This window comes from Paraburkholderia sp. RHO2 (assembly GCF_050955445.1).
Lineage (GTDB): Bacteria > Actinomycetota > Actinomycetes > Mycobacteriales > Mycobacteriaceae > Prescottella > Prescottella agglutinans_A.
In genome coordinates, this window is the sequence record NZ_CP162617.1 from 4,642,286 (window position 1) to 4,661,316 (window position 19,031).

Below are 19,031 nucleotides of genomic sequence, written 5' to 3' on the forward strand. Positions count from 1 at the left end.
TTGAACGAGCAGCGGACTATTCGCAGCAGGCGAAAGACTCACTACTCGCAGGTAACTCCGATGCCGCCGTGGTCGCAGCGAGCGACGCAGACCGCTACGCCGGACTCGCTCGGGAACGCACCGAATCGCTCGGTTGGCGTGCCGCCGCAGCCCTTCCCGGCTTGGGTGACCCGTTTCACACGACCCGTCAGATCGCAGCCGTAGTCGAGGGACTCACGTCGGAGGTCCTACCCTCGGCCGTGAGCGCGGGATCCGCGGTCGCACCACAACACCTGATCCTCGACGGCGCGCGGGTCAATCTCCAGGCCCTCCGAGACGCATCCCCAACGCTCGCGGACGCAGCGTCCGCGGCACAGGCATGGGCGATGCAGGCGGCCACGATCGACGAGTCGTTTCTCGGCCCGGTCGACAATGCACGTACACAACTCGGGCAGCAGACATCCGAGCTGTCGAAGATGCTCGGCAACATCTCGACCGCCGCCGAGATCGTGCCCGAAATGCTCGGCGCCGATGGCCCCCGCTCCTACTTCATCGGCTTCCAGACGAACGCGGAGGCACGCGGAACCGGCGGGCTGCTCGGCGGTTTCGGCGAACTGCGTGCCACCGATGGTGCCGTCCGCGTGGACGAACTCGCCAGCAACAAGGAACTGAGTCTGACGGGGTTCACCCCTATCGATCTCGGACCGGACTTCGACAAGCACTACGGGCACAGTCGTCCGACAACCGATTTCCGCAACAGCAATGTCAGTTCGCACTTCCCGTACGCAGCGCAGATCTGGCGCTCGATGTGGGGCCAGGAATCGGGTACGCCGGTGGACGGCGCCATCGCGACCGACCCCGTCGCGCTCAGCTACGTCCTCGAGGTGGTCGGCCCCGTGACAATGCCGGACGGCGAGAAGATCACCGCGGACAATGTGGTCGAACTGACCGAGTCGACGGCGTACTCCCGCTTCGGCACCGACAACACCGCGCGCAAGCACTACCTCCAGGCCGTCGCGGCCAAGGTGGTCGAGAAGATGACCGGCAGGATCTCGCACCCGCAGGCGCTCCTGGAGGCACTCGGCCGGGCTGCCGGCGAGGGGCGGATCGCGGTCTGGAGCTCGCGACCTGACGAACAGTCCATTCTGGCCGGAACCCCACTCGGACACACAGTTCCGGACGACGGGGCCCCCTACGCCGGTGTCGTGGTGAACAACCTCGGCGGCAACAAGCTCGACTACTACCTGCGCCGCGAGATCGAGTACACGGCCGGCTCGTGTGCGGCCGACACCCGCGCCGCCACCGTCAAGGTGCGCCTGACGAACACGCTTCCGCCCGGCGACTACACGAACTATGTCGCGGGCATGTTCGACAATCCGATGGGCGCTCCCGTCGGCACCAACCTCACCAATCTGTCGCTCGTCTCCACCCGGGGCGCGAAGCTCGACAAGGTCACCGTCGACGGCAAGCCCGGTTTCGCCTTCACGGGTTCCGAACTCGGGCATCCGGTCTTCGATCTCCAGTTCCCGATCCCGCAGGGAAAGACCGTCGAGGTCGTCTATCAGCTCACCGAGCCGACCGCGTCGGGCGCTCCGGTGGTGCCGATTCAGCCGCTGGTGGACAGTCCGAGCGTCGAAACACACGTGCCCACTTGCTGACCCACGGAGTCCCCTTCGCCGCTCGGCGCGGCGAAGGGGACTCGCTTATGACCAGAGATCCCACGGAAACGCCCGGACCAGATCCTCGGGCGACCACTCCGGTGGCACTTCACTTCCCATCTCGATGGCCTCGTCGATGCCGGAGGCAGCCTCGAAGCTCCCTCGGCCGCTGCCGCGATAGTAGTCCTCGTATTTGAACGGCGGCTCGTGATCCGACCGGATCAGCCTGCTCCCCACCCCGAACGAGTCGGCGAGCACCACGGCATGCAGCGAGCTACCGACCACGAAGTCACTGGTGGCGATTCTCGCTATGGTTTCCGTCAACGGACTGCACGGGTGCCAGAAGCCGGGATGCTCTCTGTATCGCTCCACGTCGTGCAGATTCGGGATGACCGTGAGCGCGCTCCGCTCCATTCTTCCCTCGAATGTCTCTCGGGGCCAAAGCCAACCGACGAGCAAACCTGGATCACCATAGACTTCGGGGACCTCTATGCCCTTCTCTCTCAAGAATTGTGCGGTGAGCGGACCACGTACGGCACGAACGTCGAGTTGCGAGAACTGATGCGGGAGCGATGTGCTCTTGCCGTTGACGCCGGTCCCCCACACCACGTCACCGTCGCGCGCCATCCGCATGATCGAGCCGACCGCCACCAATCGACCCTCGGAGGCGTCCTGTTCGTAGTCCAAACCTCTGCGGCGAAGCATCTCGCGAACGATCGGCGGGCCCAGCAGGTCGCCGAAGTTGTTGACGGGTGGATGTTTCGGAAGCAGCCGGCCCAGCGGACCGCGAACTCGCGGCTTCCGCGGATTCCAGTGGACGATGTCGATGGCCACCAGTGTTCCTTCCTGCAAGCTATTGTGTCTCGGCGTGATTCATCGCTCACCCGACTCGACGTCCTCGATGTCGCGGGACAGAGCTGCGTCCACTGCAAGGACGACTCCGAACAGAACCCAGACGCCGATCGGGAGTCCCCGATTGGTGAACAGCGGAACCGTGAACGACGCCAGTAGTACTGAAACGAGCAGTCCCACCATCGGTAGCTTCCATCGACCGCTCTCCTTGGTGGAACCGCGTGCCACCAGTATCAGGGCGGCCAACAGCGTGGCAGCCAGCATGGCCGTCACGACGATCCCGGAGGAGATCGCACCGCCGAACCACTGGGATTCGGCTGAGCCCCAGACAAGCTGGCGCGGACGGTCCGCACTGTTGTAGACATTGGTTCCCCATCCGCTCCACGGGCGCTCGCGGATCATGGGAATCGTCTGCTCGGTCCAGATCTTCCATCGGTAGGCAATCGTGTTCGGAACCCATGCGGGCACATATTCCGAGCGGTGAGCGGTTTGCTGCTCGAGCCGCTCCGACAAGTAGTCGCCGAACTGGAAGTACACCACGGCAACCAGTCCTAACAACGCCGCAATACGCCCCGCGCGGACTCCCACCACGACGAGCGTCATGATCACCACGACGAGGGCAGTGAGGACGACGGTGATCGTCAGTGACGAGACTGCGCCGAAGACAGCGGCCACAAGCGAGATCATCGTGACCGGCGGGACGCGGAATCCTTGCCGCTTGCAGAGGACCAGTGCAGTACAGGCCGCGGCCAGCGCCGTACAGAAATAGAACCCCGAGCCCGTCCAATGTCCGACCAATCCGGTAGCACGGATCAAGCGCCCGTCCGCCAGTCGGGCCTCAAGCCCCGGACCGGGCGCAATGCGGAGCACCACAGCCGAGAAGGCGGGCGATCCGAGCTGGAGAACCGCCACGACGGCAGCGGGAACCGCCGGCGCAGCGAACCCGGTCAGGAGCCACCGGGCACTCTCGACACCGTCGACCGCGATGCGCGCCGCGTAGAACCCGATCAGGAAGAAGAACGGGCTCAGCGCCGCAACCAGATCGAGGCGAAAGCCCAACTCGGTCGAATTCGAGTACTCGACGAGAACGTATGCGCATGCATACAGCACGACCGCGACGTCGAGCGCCGTGATCTTCACTCTTCGGAGGACCGTGCCCGGCGTCGAGGCGAGAGCCAGAGCCAATGCGCCACATACGAGGATGTGCCACGGACGTATCCCGAACGCAGGAATGAACGAGACGACACCCGGAACGGCGGCGGCGAGTCCGAGCAGTGCACCCACCGCTACCGCCACGCCCTGGTGCGATCGGTGACGAGCGGAGCCGTTCACCATTGCCGCTTCGATCCGCGGCGGCGCAATGACAGTCAACTTGGACAGCCCCTCGACCTGTGCTCACATGCCTGCTCGGCGGAGGACACCCGCCGCCCTACTGCGCCACGAGTGCGCCGCGAGCACGGCAGAACGACTGGCCTCGATCTCTTCGGCGGAGCGCGGAGGTTCCACCAGCATCCGCTGCAGCTGTTCCGCGAATTGCGTCGCGTCCTCGAACAGCCGGACGTCCGCTCCAGCCGACGCGAGCGCGCGCGCGTCATTCGAGTCCGTGCAGAGAATACTGAGCCCGAGCGCGGCGTACTCGTACAACTTCAAAGGGCTGTGGTACATCGAATCACTCGACGACTTCTGATGGCTCGCAATCCCGATGTCCCATCCGGCCATGAGCTCGAAGGCGTCCTCTTGCGCCATCCGCCCCCGCAGACGGACAACCTCTTCCAGGCCCTGCTCGTCGACCAGTGCGCGCAACGACGCGAGTTCGGCTCCATCGCCGATGACCTCGAAGGCGAGCGCGACGTCACTTTTGCGTGACACCTCGGCGACCTCCTCGATGATCCGATCGAGGCCGTGCCATTTCACGACTGAACCGACGAAGCCGGCCACCCGAACCGTGTGGGGCTTCCGGTCGTAGTCGAGAAGTTGATCGGGTACGCCGTTCGGAACGACCATGATCTTGTCCGGATCGAGCGATGCGAATGTGACGAGTTCGTCCTTCAGTCGCGCGCTGACGGCGACCACCAGGTCGGCTCGGCGAAGCACCCTACGCTCGAGGTACGCAGCCAAGCGCTCGGATTTCAGCACATTCCGGTCCTGGGCAGTCTCACGAGAGAGGATCCCGTTCGCTTCCACGACCCGGAACGCCCGGCCCTTCCAGAAGTGAAAACTGGACAGCGACTGCAGAACGGCCAGTCGCTCGTAGATCATCGCAGGTTTCGGGGATGCCGCCGAGCGTACGAAGACGTTCAATCCGCACCATAGCGCCGCTACAACACGGACGATGTCCGCGAGCCAGACTCGTGCATTGCTCACGTCCGCGTAGTCGGTCTGCCTGATCGCAGCGAACCTTCCCATGAACGGGAAGGACGATGCGAGAAAGAGCTTCGACTGCACGCCGTTCTGATCCAGACCGCGAAGGAAGTTCACTATGTGAGTACGCGGACCGGGAGTATCCGTGGAGGGGTCCAGAGAGATACGGAACCCACCCACCAGGTAGTCCACGCGCCGGTTATCCGACGCGGCTTCCGGCGTCGAATCCGTCCGGGTCCGGTATGCCGCAGCAGTGTTCATTTCGCTCCCACAATCATGTCCATGGCGTCTACTCGGGCTCGCGCAAGCCGGCTCGCTGTTTCTACACTTCGCCGATCGTCGAGGATCCTCAGTCCTTGTTGCGCGATCTCCTCAGATGTCCAACCGGAGACGTCCCAGCTGACGGTCTCGAATCCCGCTGCTCGGAAATGACGACCGATCTTGGTGTCTTCGTGCTCCATGAGACCGAGCGGTATCACGCCTTCGGTCAGCGCCATGATCAGGACGTGCAGTCGGTCGCTGACCACCGCCTCCGACTGGCGATATACGTCTCGCAACCGCCGCTCCTGAACATGATGTGTTTCCTCGGTCCAGTCGACGACGCCGCAGTGCAACCGTTCCGCGATTGCCCGCGCCCTCGGCGAGTCCCTTCGAACCTGCACCACCACGATCGGCTCGAGGCCCTTCGCCGAGCTGATCTGCTGCATCGAGGAGAACCACTCGGCACTTGGCTCCGGGCCGTCGGATCGAAGCGAGATCGCCAGCCAACGCCTCGGAACGTCTACGGACTCGCCCGACTCCGCACCCTCGTCGAAGGCCCAGTCCGGCGCCACCGCGCCGACGCCGAACCGATCGCGCGATTCGCGGTCGCGCCAGACGTTTTCCTTGGAGAGCCACACGGTGACGAGGATCGGCAGTTTCCACATCGATTCGTACTCGTGGACGCCTACACCCAGGCGCACGCACCGCCGACCCCGCAGATGAGAGACCACCATCATCGGGATCAGGATCGCGTGCATGATCCCCTGTCGCCGAGTACAGCGGATCTCACCGGGATTGAATGCGAACAGCCATTCCCTACGCAGACTCGCGAGCAGCGCGACCATCACGAACCAGAGAAAGTTCCTGTAGACGACGTCGTCGCGTCGGAGCGATAGCCCTTCGACGAATCCCGGCGTCGCCCGTCCGACGTAGACATGGCAAACACGCCCCGTGTCCTGGACGGCTCGCAACATCCGCCGGCGGAGGATGACATCACCGATGTTGTCGTCCTGGCCCGCACACCAATAGAAGATCACTTCAAGAACACCTCTCGTATGGTCTGGGACCACATCCGAACGACATGATTCACGCGGGTCGCCCCCCACGCGAACGGAGCAGCGCCACAATGCCTCCCAGCGAGCGGAGATCGGCACGGTAGCTCGGGACGATCGCCGCCACGATCCCGGCACACAGAACCATGGTCAACGCGCCGAGTCCGATGTGGAGCAGTGCAGTACCGCCGATGCGTTCGGTCACGAAGAACCCGCACAGCGCACAGACCGCGTAGACGAGCAGCGTTCTCGCGCCGTTGACGAACATGAGCTTCACGGGCGCGTTCGATATCCGGGAGATCCACGCGAGTCCCAGGGGCCACGTCAACGCCACGCCCAGAGCGAACCCCGCGGCCACGCCGATCACACCGAAGAAGGACCCGACAACCAACAGCGAAATGGACAGCGTACGTGCAACGATCGCGTACCGCAGCATCGACGGCGTCAGGCCTTTCGAAAGGAAGACCCAGTATGTCGCGTAGCCTGCGCCCTGGAACGCCGCGCCGATCGCGATGAGCCGGAAGAGATCGGCGGACTGCGTCCACCCGGCTCCGAGCAGTACCTCCACGAACGGCTCCGCCTGGCTGGCCAGGAACAAGAAGCCGGCGACTACCACAGTCATGAGCGCGGTCTGGCCGCGAATGATGAACCTGTCGTATCGGGGCCTGTCGTCTTGCAGCCTCGAGAGAACCGGGATCGCAACGGTGGTAGCGGGGACGTTGAGTTGGTTCAGGGGGCCGTTCACGACTTGAGTCGCGCGGTTGTAGTACCCGAGTGAGGTGGCCCCGAACCGGTTGCCGACGAGGACGGAGTCGATGTTCTTGCTCAGGTACTGCAGCAGCTGGGTGCCCATCAAGTTCCAACCGAAAGACAGGAGCCCGCGCATATCCGCTGCCCGCGTCGGTAGCCCGGGCAACCACCGGCAGAAGACCACTGTCAACAGCAGCGTGAGGAGCGCCTGCGCGATCTGCTGCCAGACGATCGCCCAATACCCGAAGCCTGCTACAGCCAACGCAATGCCGATGAGCAGTCCGCCGGACTGCGCCGTCACGTCCGCGATGGCGAGCTTGCCAAATCTCATCTGCCGCGTCAGATGGGCGCGGAACTGGGTGGAGAGACCATTGATCAGGAAGGTCACGGCCAGAAGGCTCGCGACCTCACGTACGCGCGGCTCGTCGTACAACGAGGCGATCAGTGGAGCACAACACAGCACCACGAGTGCCAGGAAGCCGCCGATCGAGGTGTTGATCCAGAACAGATTGCTCCGCTGTCCGTTCGTCAGGGACTTTGCCTGAACCGCCGCCGACGACAAGCCGAAGTCGCGCAGAACCTCACCGACGCCGACCACCGCTGTGACCATCGCGACCAATCCGAAGGACTCGGGGTCCAAGAGCCGCGCCAGAATCGCGATTCCACCGAACTGGATCGCGAACTTGGCAACCTGGCCGACCATCGTCACGGCGGCGCCTCGTGCCGCGACGGTTCCGAGCGGCGCGGCCGGCTCGGATGCTGCTCGAACAGACACGGTCAAGCCGTCTCACGGACACGAGTGGGTGCCGGGTCGAGCAACGAAGCATACAACTGATAGTGGCGTTCGCCGATCCGATCCCAGTCCCTCTGAGAGAGGTCCGGGCGCGCCGTACGCGCGTCATTCGCGACACGGTCGACGGCGTCGGAGATTGCCTCGGCAGTGATGACCGAACCCTCGTACAGATGAACCCAGTCCTTCCCGACCTCTTCCTGAAGCGCGCGATTCGCCTGGGTTGCGGGAACCAGTACGGGTCGGTCCATGGACAGCGCGAGAATCGCCGCGCCCGAGTTGTGCATCTCTCGGTAGGGAAGCACGACCATCGAAGCGCGTGCGATCTCTGCAGCGAGTTCCGCATCGGGAACGAACGCCAATTTGCATGTCACGGATTCTGATCGCTCGCACGCCGCGAGAACGTCTGCCGCCAGCTTCTCGTCCTGTGGCTTCCCGACAATTCGGAGCGTCAACGTTTCGGACCGAAGCGCCGCGAATGCCGGTAGTAGATCCTCTATTCCCTTGTACGGGCGGATCAACCCGAAGTAGAGGAGCCGTGTCGGATCGGATTCGATCGAGCACTGGTACTCCGGGCGATCCCGGTAGTGTCCGTGGAGAATCGTGCTGCCAGCCTTTTCTGCCGGCAGTTCCGTGGTCACGTTGAGTCGGATGAAGTGGGTGGTCGCCCGGTCGCACAGCTTCAGCAGGGACCGCTCGACGACACTGCCTTCTTCATGGGGTGCAACGTTGTGGACCGTCCGCACAATGGGTCGTCGACTCAGTCGGAGCCTGCCGAGCAAGGTTACGAACATTGCCTTCTTCACAATTCCCGACACGCGGCTCTTTCCACGGATGAGGTTCTCCGGCCAGTGGATGTGGAAGACGTCGTACCGCCCGGTAAGCGCATGTGCCCACGACAAGGTCTCGACCTGCAGCTCCGCCGGAGCGCTGTCGATCATGTGATCGACGTATCGGGTGGTTCCGTCGGGCTTTCCCAGCGAATGCAGCACGGTGATGCGAGGCCGCTCTTCAACTGATGTCATCGTGATCTCATTCTCCGCGGAAGGTGTTGTGGCCGGCAGATGTACCGGGACGGCGATGATCTTCGCCGTCAACGGAAAGGACCTCGAAGGAGCAGGCTCGCTCGAGAGTCTCCCCGGAAGGTCTGTCCAGATCGAGCTCGAAAGCCAGTCCCCTCCTGACCATTTCGTCTGCGATTTGCCGTTGGTGGTCGTCCACGTGTTCGTCGAATCCACTGCTGCGCACGGCAAGCACCGGAAGGAGCCCCAGGTCGAGCAGCTCGAGGATGCTGCCGACACCGGCGTGCGTGACCGTGACGTCCGATTCGGTGGAGAGCCTGCGGAATTCGCTCTGAGAAACCTCGCGGAGAACCGTTCCAGGAAGATCGGCTCTATCCGTGCTACCCACCTGCCACACCACCTCGTCGCCCTGTTCGATCACCGCGAGGACGGCATCGACGGCACGATCGAATCTGTACGGTTGAATCGTGCCGAGGGTGACGAACACCCTGCGAGGGCGGTCCGCGCGCTCCCGCGGCTTGGCAACCCAGCCGTCGAGGATCGAACCCGACCAGCGCCAGCTGGGTGAGGACCAGCCGGCGTGCTGTGTGTAGGTCCGCACGCCAGGAGTCGCCCTCAGCATCCGGCCGGTCAACGAGGGACCCTCGACCCGTGAGATGCTCTCGACGTAGAGCGCCTCGCATCCGTGCGCGGCCGCTACGGGGAGAACCGAAACAGCAAGGGCTGCTCCCGTACTGATGCAAACATCGTACTTCTCGCGACGGAGGTGCCGGATCGCCCACGACCCCGCCTTGACAGCCCGTTTGACGTCGCGCGGCGCGATGTAGTCGACGAAGTGACAACGCTGGCCCTGCAGTGCGCCACGGGTCTGCGGGGTGTCGAAGGTGACCCACTCGGACCGCTCGTCAGCTGACGTTGCGCGAGCGATTCTGGTGAGTTCGTTGAGATGTCCTCCAGAGGACGCAACCCACAACACCCGCGCTCCGGAAGGAACGAGGTCGCGGAACGAGGGTTCTCGGCTCATCCCGTGACCCCTACCATGGGCATTTCACGGCACACCTCAACGGTCCCGCGGAACGCCCTCATCGACCCATCCCGCGATAGACCCAACCCGCACTCCGCCAGGCCACCGGATCGAGGCAGTTGCGGCCGTCGATGATCTTCCGCTGTCGAACCGCATCGTTGATGCGAGCCGGCCGCATGTCCCGGAATTCGCGCCACTCCGTCAGGACCAGTACGACGTCGGCGCCTTCGACCGCCTCTGCCACGCTGGTCGCGTAACCGAGTGTCGGGAAGAGCCGCCGGGAGTTGTCCATCGCCTTGGGGTCGTACACGGTGACGGTCGCGCCCTGGAGCTGGATCTGTCCGGCGACGTTGAGTGCCGGTGAATCGCGCACGTCGTCCGACTCGGGCTTGAAAGCGGCACCGAGCACCGCGACACGGGTACCGAGAAGTGTTCCCCCGCAGGCTTCGCGAGCCATCTCGACCATGCGGGTGCGGCGGCGCATGTTGATTGCATCCACTTCGCGCAGGAACGTCAGCGCCTGATCGGCGCCCAGTTCACCGGCACGGGCCATGAAGGCACGGATGTCCTTCGGCAGGCAGCCGCCTCCGAATCCGACGCCCGCGTTGAGGAACCGACGACCGATCCGGGCGTCGTGCCCGATCGCGTCTGCCAGCGTGGTGACATCCGCACCCGCTGCCTCGCAGACCTCCGCCATCGCGTTGATGAACGAAATCTTCGTGGCCAGAAACGCGTTCGCAGAGGTCTTCACGAGCTCCGCCGTAGCAAGGTCGGTCACGAGGAACGGGATCTCCTCTTCCAGGAGGCGCGCATACACCTCACGGGCCACCTCCTCGGCACGCCCCGGGCGATCCCGATCCACGCCGAGCACGAGCCGATCCGGGTGCAAGGTGTCCTGGACGGCGAAGCCCTCCCTGAGGAACTCCGGGTTCCAGGCCACCTCGACGTCGTCACCGGCCGGAGCGAGTGCTCGCGCCCGCGCGCCCAGCCGCTCGGCGGTGCCCACCGGAACGGTCGACTTGCCGAAGATCACGGCCGGCCGGGTGAGAAGTGGTGCGAGCCGGTCGATCACCGCGTCGACATACGTCAGGTCCGCGGCGAACTCGCCCTTCTTCTGGGGGGTTCCGACACCGATGAAGTGGATATCCGCGAACTCCGCGGCCTCCTCGTAGGACGACGTGAAGCGAAGCCGGCCCGCGGCGATGTTGCGCTGGAGGACCTCGTCGAGGCCGGGTTCGTAGAACGGAACCTCACCGGCCGCGAGCTTGGCGAGCTTCGACTCATCGACGTCCACGCCCAGAACCTGGTGGCCGAGCTCCGCCATGCACGCGGCGTGTGTCGCGCCCAGGTATCCGGTACCGAACACCGCAACGGATGCACTCATTGATCTGCCTCATCTTCGAAATTCGGGGTCGACGAACTCCTGCACCGTGGGGTGCAGTTGTCACTTGTCGTATGGATCGGGGTAGCCGTCGCCGGGCGCGACGGTCAGTACGCTCCGCTGCCGGCGGTGACGGCGCGGACGGTCTTGCCGACGATGAGGATGTCCTGCATCATCGACCAGTTTTCGACGTACGAAAGGTCAAGTCGCACAGTCTCGTCCCACGAAAGGTCGCTGCGGCCGCTGACCTGCCAGAGACCGGTGAGACCGGGCTTGACGAGCATGCGTCGCCGGACGGTACCGTCGTAGGCCTCCACCTCGCGGCGCAGCGGCGGACGCGGTCCGACCACACTCATCTCGCGGCGCAGGACGTTGACGAACTGCGGCAGCTCGTCGAGGCTGTACTTGCGCAGGAACTTTCCGACCGGGGTGATGCGGGGGTCGTCCTTCATCTTGAACAGGACGCCGGCGCCTTCGTTCTGGCCGAGCAGAGCGGCGACCTGCTTGTCGGCGCCGTCGACCATGGTGCGGAACTTGAGCATCGGGAACGGCCTGCCGTTGATCCCGATTCGTTCCGACTTGTAGAGGATCGGTCCCCTGCTGGTCGTCTTGACGGCGATCGCGGCCGCGAGCATAACCGGGGAGACGAGGATCAACGCGGCCAGCGAGAAGCACGTGTCGAAGGCGGTCTTCCCGAAGCGCTTCGCACCGTGGTAGCGGGGCTTTTCGACATGAATGAGCGGGAATCCGGCCACCGGACGCATGACGAGACGCGGGCCGGCGACGTCGACGACACCCGGCGCGACGACGAGATCGACGTTGTGCGGTTCGAGATCCCATACGAGAGAACGAATTCCGTCGTGGCCAAGTTGCTCCGTGGCGGTGACCACCACCGTGTCCGCGCCGCAGGCGCCCAGCGCGCGGATCACGTCGTACTCGTTTCCGAGAACGGGGATCTCGCGTCCGTCGACCACGAGGTGCTCGTCCTCGCGGTAGCCGTAGCCCGGCATGCAGACACCGACGACGCGGTAGCCGGACGCCGAGTCGCGCTCGAAGTTGCGGGTCATCGTGAGCACCGACTGAGGGCTGCCGACCACGAGCACGGACGTGTGGCAGTCGCCCTTCGCCCGCCGCCGCGTGACGACCTTGCGCATCACCCACCGACCGCCGAGTAGTCCGGCGAGACCGAGCGGAAACGCGATCGCGAGGTATCCCCGCGCAAGGTCTGCGCGGACGAGCAGGCTGAGAATTGCGATGAGCCCGAACAACTGGAACGTCGCGGTCACGATGCGGCGGTACTCCTCGGCACCGGCACCGATGACGCGCGTCGAACGCGTGCGGTGAATGGCCAGCATGGCAAGCCACAGGCCGGCCAATGCGACCGACGTCATCGTGTAGCTCAAGCCGGAGATACCGGCCGTAACGGCCTCCGGTGTCGTACCGAACCGGGCGACCTGTGCGGTAGCCACCGCAGCCCCCACGATCACGGTATCGACGATCCGCAGTCGGCTCACATAGCAGTGCTGCCAGAGACTGCGCGAATTCTGTTGCAGAGAAGCTTCATTCACCAGGCGAAGCGGAGATAGCCCATCTTCCTCCACTTCCGCACCTGTTTCCAGGTAACGCGAAGCCGTCACGCCTTCACCTCCATCGACCATTCACATGACATGACCCCCGACGGGTCGATCTGCTGTCGAGCCCGGACGGCAGCGCTCCGAGAGCGGACTGACGTCCGTGTCACCTACCCCAATCCCCCCGGCCCGGCGCACGAAGGCGACGACACCGGCTGGGGTTCGCGTTCGCTCCGGCGGGATCCTCCATCCCGCAAAGCTTTCGATCACCCCTGAGGTAGATGCGCTTCGGACGTCGAAACCGCGTGACGTCCTCCGCTGTACGGAATCGTTCTAGCACGGGCCAATGCCCGCCAAAAGTTGAAACGAACGGCCGAAGGAGTTGGGCGTTCGTCCGATTCGACCGCCCCGAGATATGGACGAACGTCCACAACGATCACCCCGCGGGACCAAAGTCCCTACCCGAAAATAACGGGGAGAGTGACCCTTTAACGACTATCGGTACGGCAGTACTACTCTCCGGTAACCGAATCGACCTGCAGAGACCACGGGCGCCGCGTGGCGATCCCCTCGGGATATCGGCGCCGACAGGACGTCACGCCGCCCGCCACCACCGCAGCGACCGGCGCGAAAGGGGCGAATACCGCTACCTGAATCGATGCACAGAACCGGGCGGAATGCGCAAACGGCGCCACATGTCAATGTGAGACAAAACACATCTCATGGCGCTCGCGTTGCCGCTAGCTGGGATTATGTGAATCTTCAATCAGCCGGCCGCGCGGGACCGACATGGACCGTCACCCGACGGTCAGTGCGCCTGGGTGCTCGGGTGCGTCGCGAAGTTGAGGTACGCCCGCGACGGCGTCGGGCCGCGCTGTCCCTGGTACTTCGAACCGACCGCTGAACTGCCGTACGGATTCTCCGCCGCACTGGTGAGACGCAGAAGGCACAACTGGCCGATCTTCATGCCCGGCCACAGCGTGATGGGCAGGTTCGCGACATTCGACAGCTCGAGGGTGATGTGGCCGCTGAAGCCCGGATCGATGAAGCCTGCGGTCGAGTGCGTCAGAAGGCCGAGACGGCCGAGGCTCGACTTGCCTTCTAGTCGGCCGGCCAGGTCGTCGGGCAGGGTGCACACCTCGAGCGTGGATCCGAGGACGAACTCCCCCGGATGGAGCACGAACGGCTCCCCCGGCACCGGCTCGACCAACGACGTCAGCTCGTCCTGCCGCAGCGCCGGGTCGATGTGGGTGTACTTGGTGTTGTCGAAGACACGGAACAGACTGTCGAGTCGAACATCCACGCTGGACGGCTGCACCATCTCGGAATCGAACGGGTCGATGCCCAGTCGTCCGGAAGAAATCTCGGCACGGATGTCACGATCTGAGAGCAGCACAGCAAGAGGTTACCGGTGCCGTCATTGTGACCCGCGCGGACCTCGGATTTTACCGGCTGCGACACGGACTCCGGTCGGCCTCGAACACACACTCAACGACTTCTGCTACAGTTGCCGCTTGCAGGGCCAAGCCCTGTATGCCGATGTAGTTCAATGGTAGAACATCAGCTTCCCAAGCTGAATACGCGGGTTCGATTCCCGTCATCGGCTCCATTCCTCCACCCACGGTCTGGTCCTCTTGTTCCCATCCATCCAGTCCAGTCGTCCTCTCTGCGCCACCCACTGTCTCTCGCAGTCTCTTCTCCCTCAGCCTGTCTCATGGGAACCGCTTCGTGATTGCCGAGACGATCTCTTCAGGGGCGTGTTCCTGGATGAAGTGCCGCGCATGGGGCAGCTCGACGACGTCGAGATCGGTGAATACGTCACGTATCCGTGGGATACACGATTTCGGGCGGAACACCACGTCCCGCATCCCCCACACCGCGAGAGTCGGCTTGCGCCCCAGTAGAGCAGGAACCTCTCGGGAGAGGTGGTCCAACAGCGGGCGTGCCGCACGAATTTCCCTGGGCGTCACCGCGAGGGCACGTCGCGCTTCTGCTGTGGGTTGGACCATGCGGTAGTGGTCGGCCTCCGCCTTGGTGAGCTTGCTGCCCAGCTCCCCGACCAAGAACCGCTCCACAAGGAGATTCTCCCCGAGTATGCGGCGTTGCATCGGACGGCTGCCCATGATCACGCTGAATGCCCGGTTGGCGAGTGGCTCGATCGGCCAGAACGCCGTGTTGCCCAGCACAATCCCTCTGACGCGATCTGCCCGCACGATGGCTGCGCCCAGCCCGATGGGCCCACCCCAGTCCTGCCCCATCACGACAAAACGGTCCAGCTGCAGATGATCGATCAACTCACTCAGGACCGTCGTGTGCTCGGCGATGCGGTAGCCGAAATCCGCCGGCCGTTCGGACAGTCCGAACCCCAGGTAGTCCGCGGCGATGCACCGGTACCGGTCGCGCAACCCCGACACGATGTGGCGGTAGACGAAGCTCCATGTTGGGGAGCCGTGGCAGAACAGAATCGGCGGACCAACCCCCTCGTCGATGTAGTGAACCCGACCGGCAGATGACTCGAACCAGCGAGATTCGAACGGGAACAGCTTCTCGTCCGGAACGAAATCGATCAGCATTGAGCATCCTCCCCTGGTCGGATCATCTCTCCACACCTCGCGACAGGCCTGGCGTCCGGGCAGACAGTCCGCCCTGCATGGCCGCCATATGAGCACGGTCGATAGCCGAGCCGGGTTACCGAGTCCCACCCTTCCGCGACAACCCACGCAACCGGTCGCTACGTCTGTAGCGGCGAGGTTCCCTCACGCTACACCTGTAGCATCGGTGCGTGTCTACGCGAGCAACCAATCGCTACGAGCGCCGAGAACGCATCACAAGCAGCGGCATCCGCATCATCGCCCGGGACGGCCTTCGCGCGCTCACACACCGAGCCGTTGACCAGGAAGCCGGGATTCCGCAGGGATCGACCTCCCACCATGCAAGAACCCGGATCGCGCTACTCGAACTCATCGTCAACGCACTCGCGGAACGCGCGATTGCTGACGCCGAGCGATTTGCAGACTCCCTGAACGCCACGCCCCAGGCCGAACACCGACTGAGCATCGCTGAGCTCGCGGCCGCGATCGCGGCACTCGTAGACACACTTGCGGAGCGCCGCGACGACATGCGAGCCCGCTACGCACTCATTCTCGAGCTCGATGACGCACCCCTGCTGCGAGGGAAACTGATGAGACAGTCCGAAGTCCACGCCATGACCCGAGAAGTGACCGCGTTGTTCCTTGCCCGAGCAGGCCTTCCCAGTTCCGACGAACGGGTCGAGGAACTGATCTCCCTCACAGACTCCCTGGTGTTCCAACAAGCGATCATCGACGGGCCGACCTCCCCAGCATCGATCCTTAACGCCTACCTCTGGGGAGTCGCCCACCCGTCCAACCCAACCGGGGACACATGACGGGTCGCGCCATCGCGGGATGACGCTGCGGATCGCGCGCTGCAAAGAGGAACGCAACCAGATTCTGCGTAATCAAGAGTCGTCCTCGGTTGTGATCACCGAACGGTCAACCTATCCAATCCGCATGCAGCTCAGCGCGGCCCGGAATTGGTGAACACCCTTCTCCGCGAAGCGTTCAGCGGGTGCGACGAGATCTTCGCGGCGGGCGGCATTCGCGATGCTGTCGCGCGGCGTATGGCCTAGAGTGTGGGCGGATGCTGGCAGGTTACTGATCGTCGGAGCTATCGCGCAGCTCGCTGTATTTACCGAGGACGCACTCCATTTCCGCGCCGAACGGGTAGCCGGCACCAGTGGAAGAACCCACTCTCAGGCCGGCATGACGCAGAGCCCGATAGATGTCCTCGTCGATCTCGCCGAGGTCGCCCACCCCGCGTATTCCCACCGACACGACCACATCGCAACTTTGCTGCTGCTCTACGAGATACTCGGCTGAATCATCAACATCGAGTTGGACCGGGTCGAGGATCTGCCACCTCGCCCATCCGCCAACCCGCTCCTCGAGCGTGGATCCGATGACCTCGATTGCCGCGGCAGCGTCAGCGTTGGTGGTGTCAAACTGGAACTCGACGATCTCTTTCTCGGTGATCGGCCAGGAACTCGGCGGGTTGTCCCAGAGGCTCCCAACTCGGATCGGTCGGCCGTCGACGGGACCGAGGTCCTCGGCGGTCGATTCGACGATGCACAACATCGGGTGCGAGAAGAGCGCCGCCAGGCGCGCATGCTCCGCGAAGATGGTCAGCAGCGCATCTGCCGTGTGACGGTCCAGGTTCACCAGGGTGTCGTAGCCGGCAAGGGCGAGGACCGTGCCGGTGGAATCCGGGTCGCTGCCGTATCGAAACTCGCCGACGTCGTACATCAGGTCGTTGAAGGCATCGAGGTTCTTGCCATCGGAGGAGGGGAACGACAGTGCACCGGCCAACGCCGTGTGCACGTCGGTGACGGTGATGCTGTGCTGCAGATCGATCCGATGGACCAGGTAGCCGAGTTCATCGAGTCGCCCAGAAGCACAGTCGAGCCCGAATCGGGTGTCGTACCTGCACACGGATCCGTTCTGCAACAGGCTCCAGTCGAAGCGCTGCCGTTGCGTGTCGAAGAGCTCTCGATCAAGCGGGTCGAAGACAGGACCGCGAGACATGCACAAATCGTAGATCAGCGGTCGGTCCGACCAAGATGCGTCTTCAAGACGCGGAAGAGGAGAATCTGCACTAGACGACCCGAACACTCGGGATTAGCCGGGAAGACGGAACCTCGGCGGGCCCGCCACCCTCGCTGTTCAAGACTTCGGGATGCGTTCAGCGCCCAACTGTGCGGTGGAACCGCCCCTAGGGGCAACCTGCACGCCACTAACCTGGAACTCATCCAGATTGGTGTGATCGGGAGCCCACCTTAAGTGTGATTACCGACTGGTCAACCTATCCAATCCGCATGCAGGCCAGAATGAACCGGCATTGGTAAACACCCCTCTCTCTCGACGCACGACTTCTTCGAACGCTCTTTCTCCACAGCTGGTCTGCCTGTCGGTTAGATCGGGCCGCGTTCTCACGACGACTTCTACCCGCTGCAAGTCCGAGAACTGGGCGAGACAACACCAGACAATCCCCTGGCTGGCGGCGAGCACTGAAATAGCTGGACACCAGACGAAGTCGGCGAGCGACATCGGAAACAAGAACCCGTCGGGGTCTGTGCGATCTCGGTAGCTCGCCATTCGTCGAGTCTCGGATAAATCCGGGGGATGCGCTCGGGCACGGCGCGGGTACTCCACGCCGGTCACGCGTGAACCGTGCCGGAAGCCGGACGCGGACATCGTGCCGAACAGTCGCAGTCGTTGCCGCGCGTAGCCGAACGACGATCGAGTACGTTGTGGGGCGTGCTGTGGTTGTTGGTGTCGCTCTTCCTGCTGCTCACGGTGGGTGGGTATCTGACGCTCGGCGTACTGACCGCGATCGGCCAGCGTCGACGCGATGCCGGTCTACTCGCCGCTTCCGGTGCCGTCCTGTTCTTCCCGGTCTATTGGGTTGTCTGGTACGTGCACGACACCTGGCCGTCAACCACCCGACAGGCCAACACCTGGAGCCCTGAACCGCGCTGAGGGGCACGCCGTTTCAAACTGATGGAACGGGAAGCGCCTGTCGGCGCATCGACAGGGCGGGAGGTTATTGCCGCGGCGGCCACCAGAGGCAAGGCGCGGGTTGCCCAGCAAACGGATGGTCGCATTGGGTGTGGCAGACGAATCCTCAAGAAATCCGCCGGTACCGCCCTCTATGGCCGACATGTCGGCCGTCTGCGTTGCGTTCACGCGGCCTTCAGCGCGTCACAGGTAGCCAGAGGGAGTCGTTCTAGGAGGCGATCCCCCCATGGACTTCCCGTTCTCGGCGGATACTGCCTGTAGGAGGCGATGACGATGCTCGACTATTCCATGTTCTGGGGGCCGCTCAGCCCGCTGTACGTGGCCGCTATCACCTGGCTCGTCTCGATCGGGGTGCTCTGATGGATTCCTGGATCTGGTTCATCCCGTTTCTCCCAGAGGACACGCGACTGTGGCTCATCAGCGTGCTGCCGTGCTCCCTCGGGGGCCGGTGCAGATGACTGGCCAGTGGTGTACCTGAAGGACCTTCCGCTGGCGTACGGGACTGGATCGCCACCACCACATGGATCCCGTTCTCGGCGGATACTGCCCATAGGAGGAGGTGAGTCGAATGGGAGCAACAGCTTGGGCTTTTTGGGGAAACCTCGCACCGCTCGCCTACGTTCTTTCGTTACTCGGCGTGCCGGTCGACTGACACCAGACGACAGCGGGCCAGCAAATCCGGGGGTTGCTGGCCTCCTTGGAGGTCACCATGATCGACAACACTCCCACGCCGCTT

The 19,031-nt window shown here is 63.8% G+C and carries 15 protein-coding genes and 1 tRNA gene; 4 read left to right on the forward strand and 12 right to left on the reverse strand.

What is annotated here, in order from left to right:
• The first annotated feature begins 239 nt into the window (after nt 1-239).
• Entirely contained in the window at nt 240-1,637 is a 1,398-nt protein-coding gene (locus ABTV10_RS21610; protein WP_499030267.1) for a DUF4012 domain-containing protein, read from the forward strand.
• Nucleotides 1,638-1,682: 45 nt separating this feature from the next.
• On the opposite strand, the gene ABTV10_RS21615 is transcribed toward ABTV10_RS21610, so the two are convergent.
• From ABTV10_RS21615 to dcd, 10 genes are all read right to left on the reverse strand, one after another.
• Nucleotides 1,683-2,471: a polysaccharide pyruvyl transferase family protein gene (locus ABTV10_RS21615; protein ID WP_499030269.1), complete on the reverse strand. Its 789-nt coding sequence runs from the start codon at nt 2,469-2,471 to the stop codon at nt 1,683-1,685.
• A gap of 39 nt (nt 2,472-2,510) precedes the next feature.
• Entirely contained in the window at nt 2,511-3,773 is a 1,263-nt protein-coding gene (locus ABTV10_RS21620) for an O-antigen ligase family protein (RefSeq protein WP_499030271.1), read from the reverse strand.
• Between the two features lie 111 nt (nt 3,774-3,884).
• Complete coding sequence (locus ABTV10_RS21625; RefSeq protein WP_433607406.1) at nt 3,885-5,111, reverse strand: glycosyltransferase; 1,227 nt, start codon at nt 5,109-5,111, stop codon at nt 3,885-3,887.
• Nucleotides 5,108-6,148, reverse strand: coding sequence for a polysaccharide pyruvyl transferase family protein (locus ABTV10_RS21630; RefSeq protein ID WP_499030274.1), 1,041 nt, complete (start codon nt 6,146-6,148; stop codon nt 5,108-5,110). The genes ABTV10_RS21625 and ABTV10_RS21630 overlap by 4 nt, the downstream gene beginning before the upstream one ends.
• A 49-nt stretch (nt 6,149-6,197) precedes the next feature.
• Nucleotides 6,198-7,688, reverse strand: a complete 1,491-nt coding sequence (locus ABTV10_RS21635) for a lipopolysaccharide biosynthesis protein (RefSeq protein ID WP_499030277.1) — start codon at nt 7,686-7,688, stop codon at nt 6,198-6,200.
• Nucleotides 7,689-7,690: 2 nt separating this feature from the next.
• A complete protein-coding gene (locus tag ABTV10_RS21640) occupies nt 7,691-8,800 on the reverse strand; it encodes a glycosyltransferase (protein WP_499030279.1) in 1,110 nt (369 codons plus the stop codon).
• Nucleotides 8,736-9,212 (reverse strand): glycosyltransferase, encoded by a 477-nt coding sequence (locus ABTV10_RS21645; protein WP_499030281.1) that lies wholly within the window; start codon nt 9,210-9,212, stop codon nt 8,736-8,738. Before ABTV10_RS21645 ends, ABTV10_RS21640 begins: the two co-directional genes overlap by 65 nt.
• 595 nt (nt 9,213-9,807) lie before the next feature.
• Nucleotides 9,808-11,133 (reverse strand): UDP-glucose dehydrogenase family protein, encoded by a 1,326-nt coding sequence (locus ABTV10_RS21650; RefSeq protein ID WP_499030283.1) that lies wholly within the window; start codon nt 11,131-11,133, stop codon nt 9,808-9,810.
• A 104-nt stretch (nt 11,134-11,237) separates the two neighbouring features.
• Nucleotides 11,238-12,698: a sugar transferase gene (locus ABTV10_RS21655; RefSeq protein ID WP_499030285.1), complete on the reverse strand. Its 1,461-nt coding sequence runs from the start codon at nt 12,696-12,698 to the stop codon at nt 11,238-11,240.
• Nucleotides 12,699-13,509: 811 nt separating this feature from the next.
• Nucleotides 13,510-14,097 carry a dCTP deaminase gene (gene dcd, locus ABTV10_RS21660; protein ID WP_433607420.1) on the reverse strand — a complete coding sequence of 196 codons (588 nt, stop codon included), beginning with the start codon at nt 14,095-14,097 and terminating at the stop codon, nt 13,510-13,512.
• Between the two features lie 139 nt (nt 14,098-14,236).
• On the opposite strand from dcd, the gene ABTV10_RS21665 reads away from it, so the two are divergent.
• Nucleotides 14,237-14,310 (forward strand) — tRNA-Gly (locus ABTV10_RS21665).
• A gap of 103 nt (nt 14,311-14,413) precedes the next feature.
• Here the strand turns inward: ABTV10_RS21665 and ABTV10_RS21670 are convergent.
• Nucleotides 14,414-15,274, reverse strand: a complete 861-nt coding sequence (locus tag ABTV10_RS21670) for a haloalkane dehalogenase (protein ID WP_499030288.1) — start codon at nt 15,272-15,274, stop codon at nt 14,414-14,416.
• 209 nt (nt 15,275-15,483) lie between these two features.
• Here ABTV10_RS21670 and ABTV10_RS21675 point away from each other — a divergent pair, with 209 nt between their 5' ends.
• Nucleotides 15,484-16,107, forward strand: a complete 624-nt coding sequence (locus tag ABTV10_RS21675) for a TetR/AcrR family transcriptional regulator (RefSeq protein WP_499030290.1) — start codon at nt 15,484-15,486, stop codon at nt 16,105-16,107.
• Between the two features lie 265 nt (nt 16,108-16,372).
• On the opposite strand, the gene ABTV10_RS21680 is transcribed toward ABTV10_RS21675, so the two are convergent.
• Nucleotides 16,373-17,389, reverse strand: coding sequence for a barstar family protein (locus tag ABTV10_RS21680; RefSeq protein WP_499030292.1), 1,017 nt, complete (start codon nt 17,387-17,389; stop codon nt 16,373-16,375).
• 645 nt (nt 17,390-18,034) lie between these two features.
• On the opposite strand from ABTV10_RS21680, the gene ABTV10_RS21685 reads away from it, so the two are divergent.
• Complete coding sequence (locus ABTV10_RS21685) at nt 18,035-18,256, forward strand: hypothetical protein (protein WP_499030294.1); 222 nt, start codon at nt 18,035-18,037, stop codon at nt 18,254-18,256.
• The last annotated feature ends 775 nt before the right edge of the window (nt 18,257-19,031 follow it).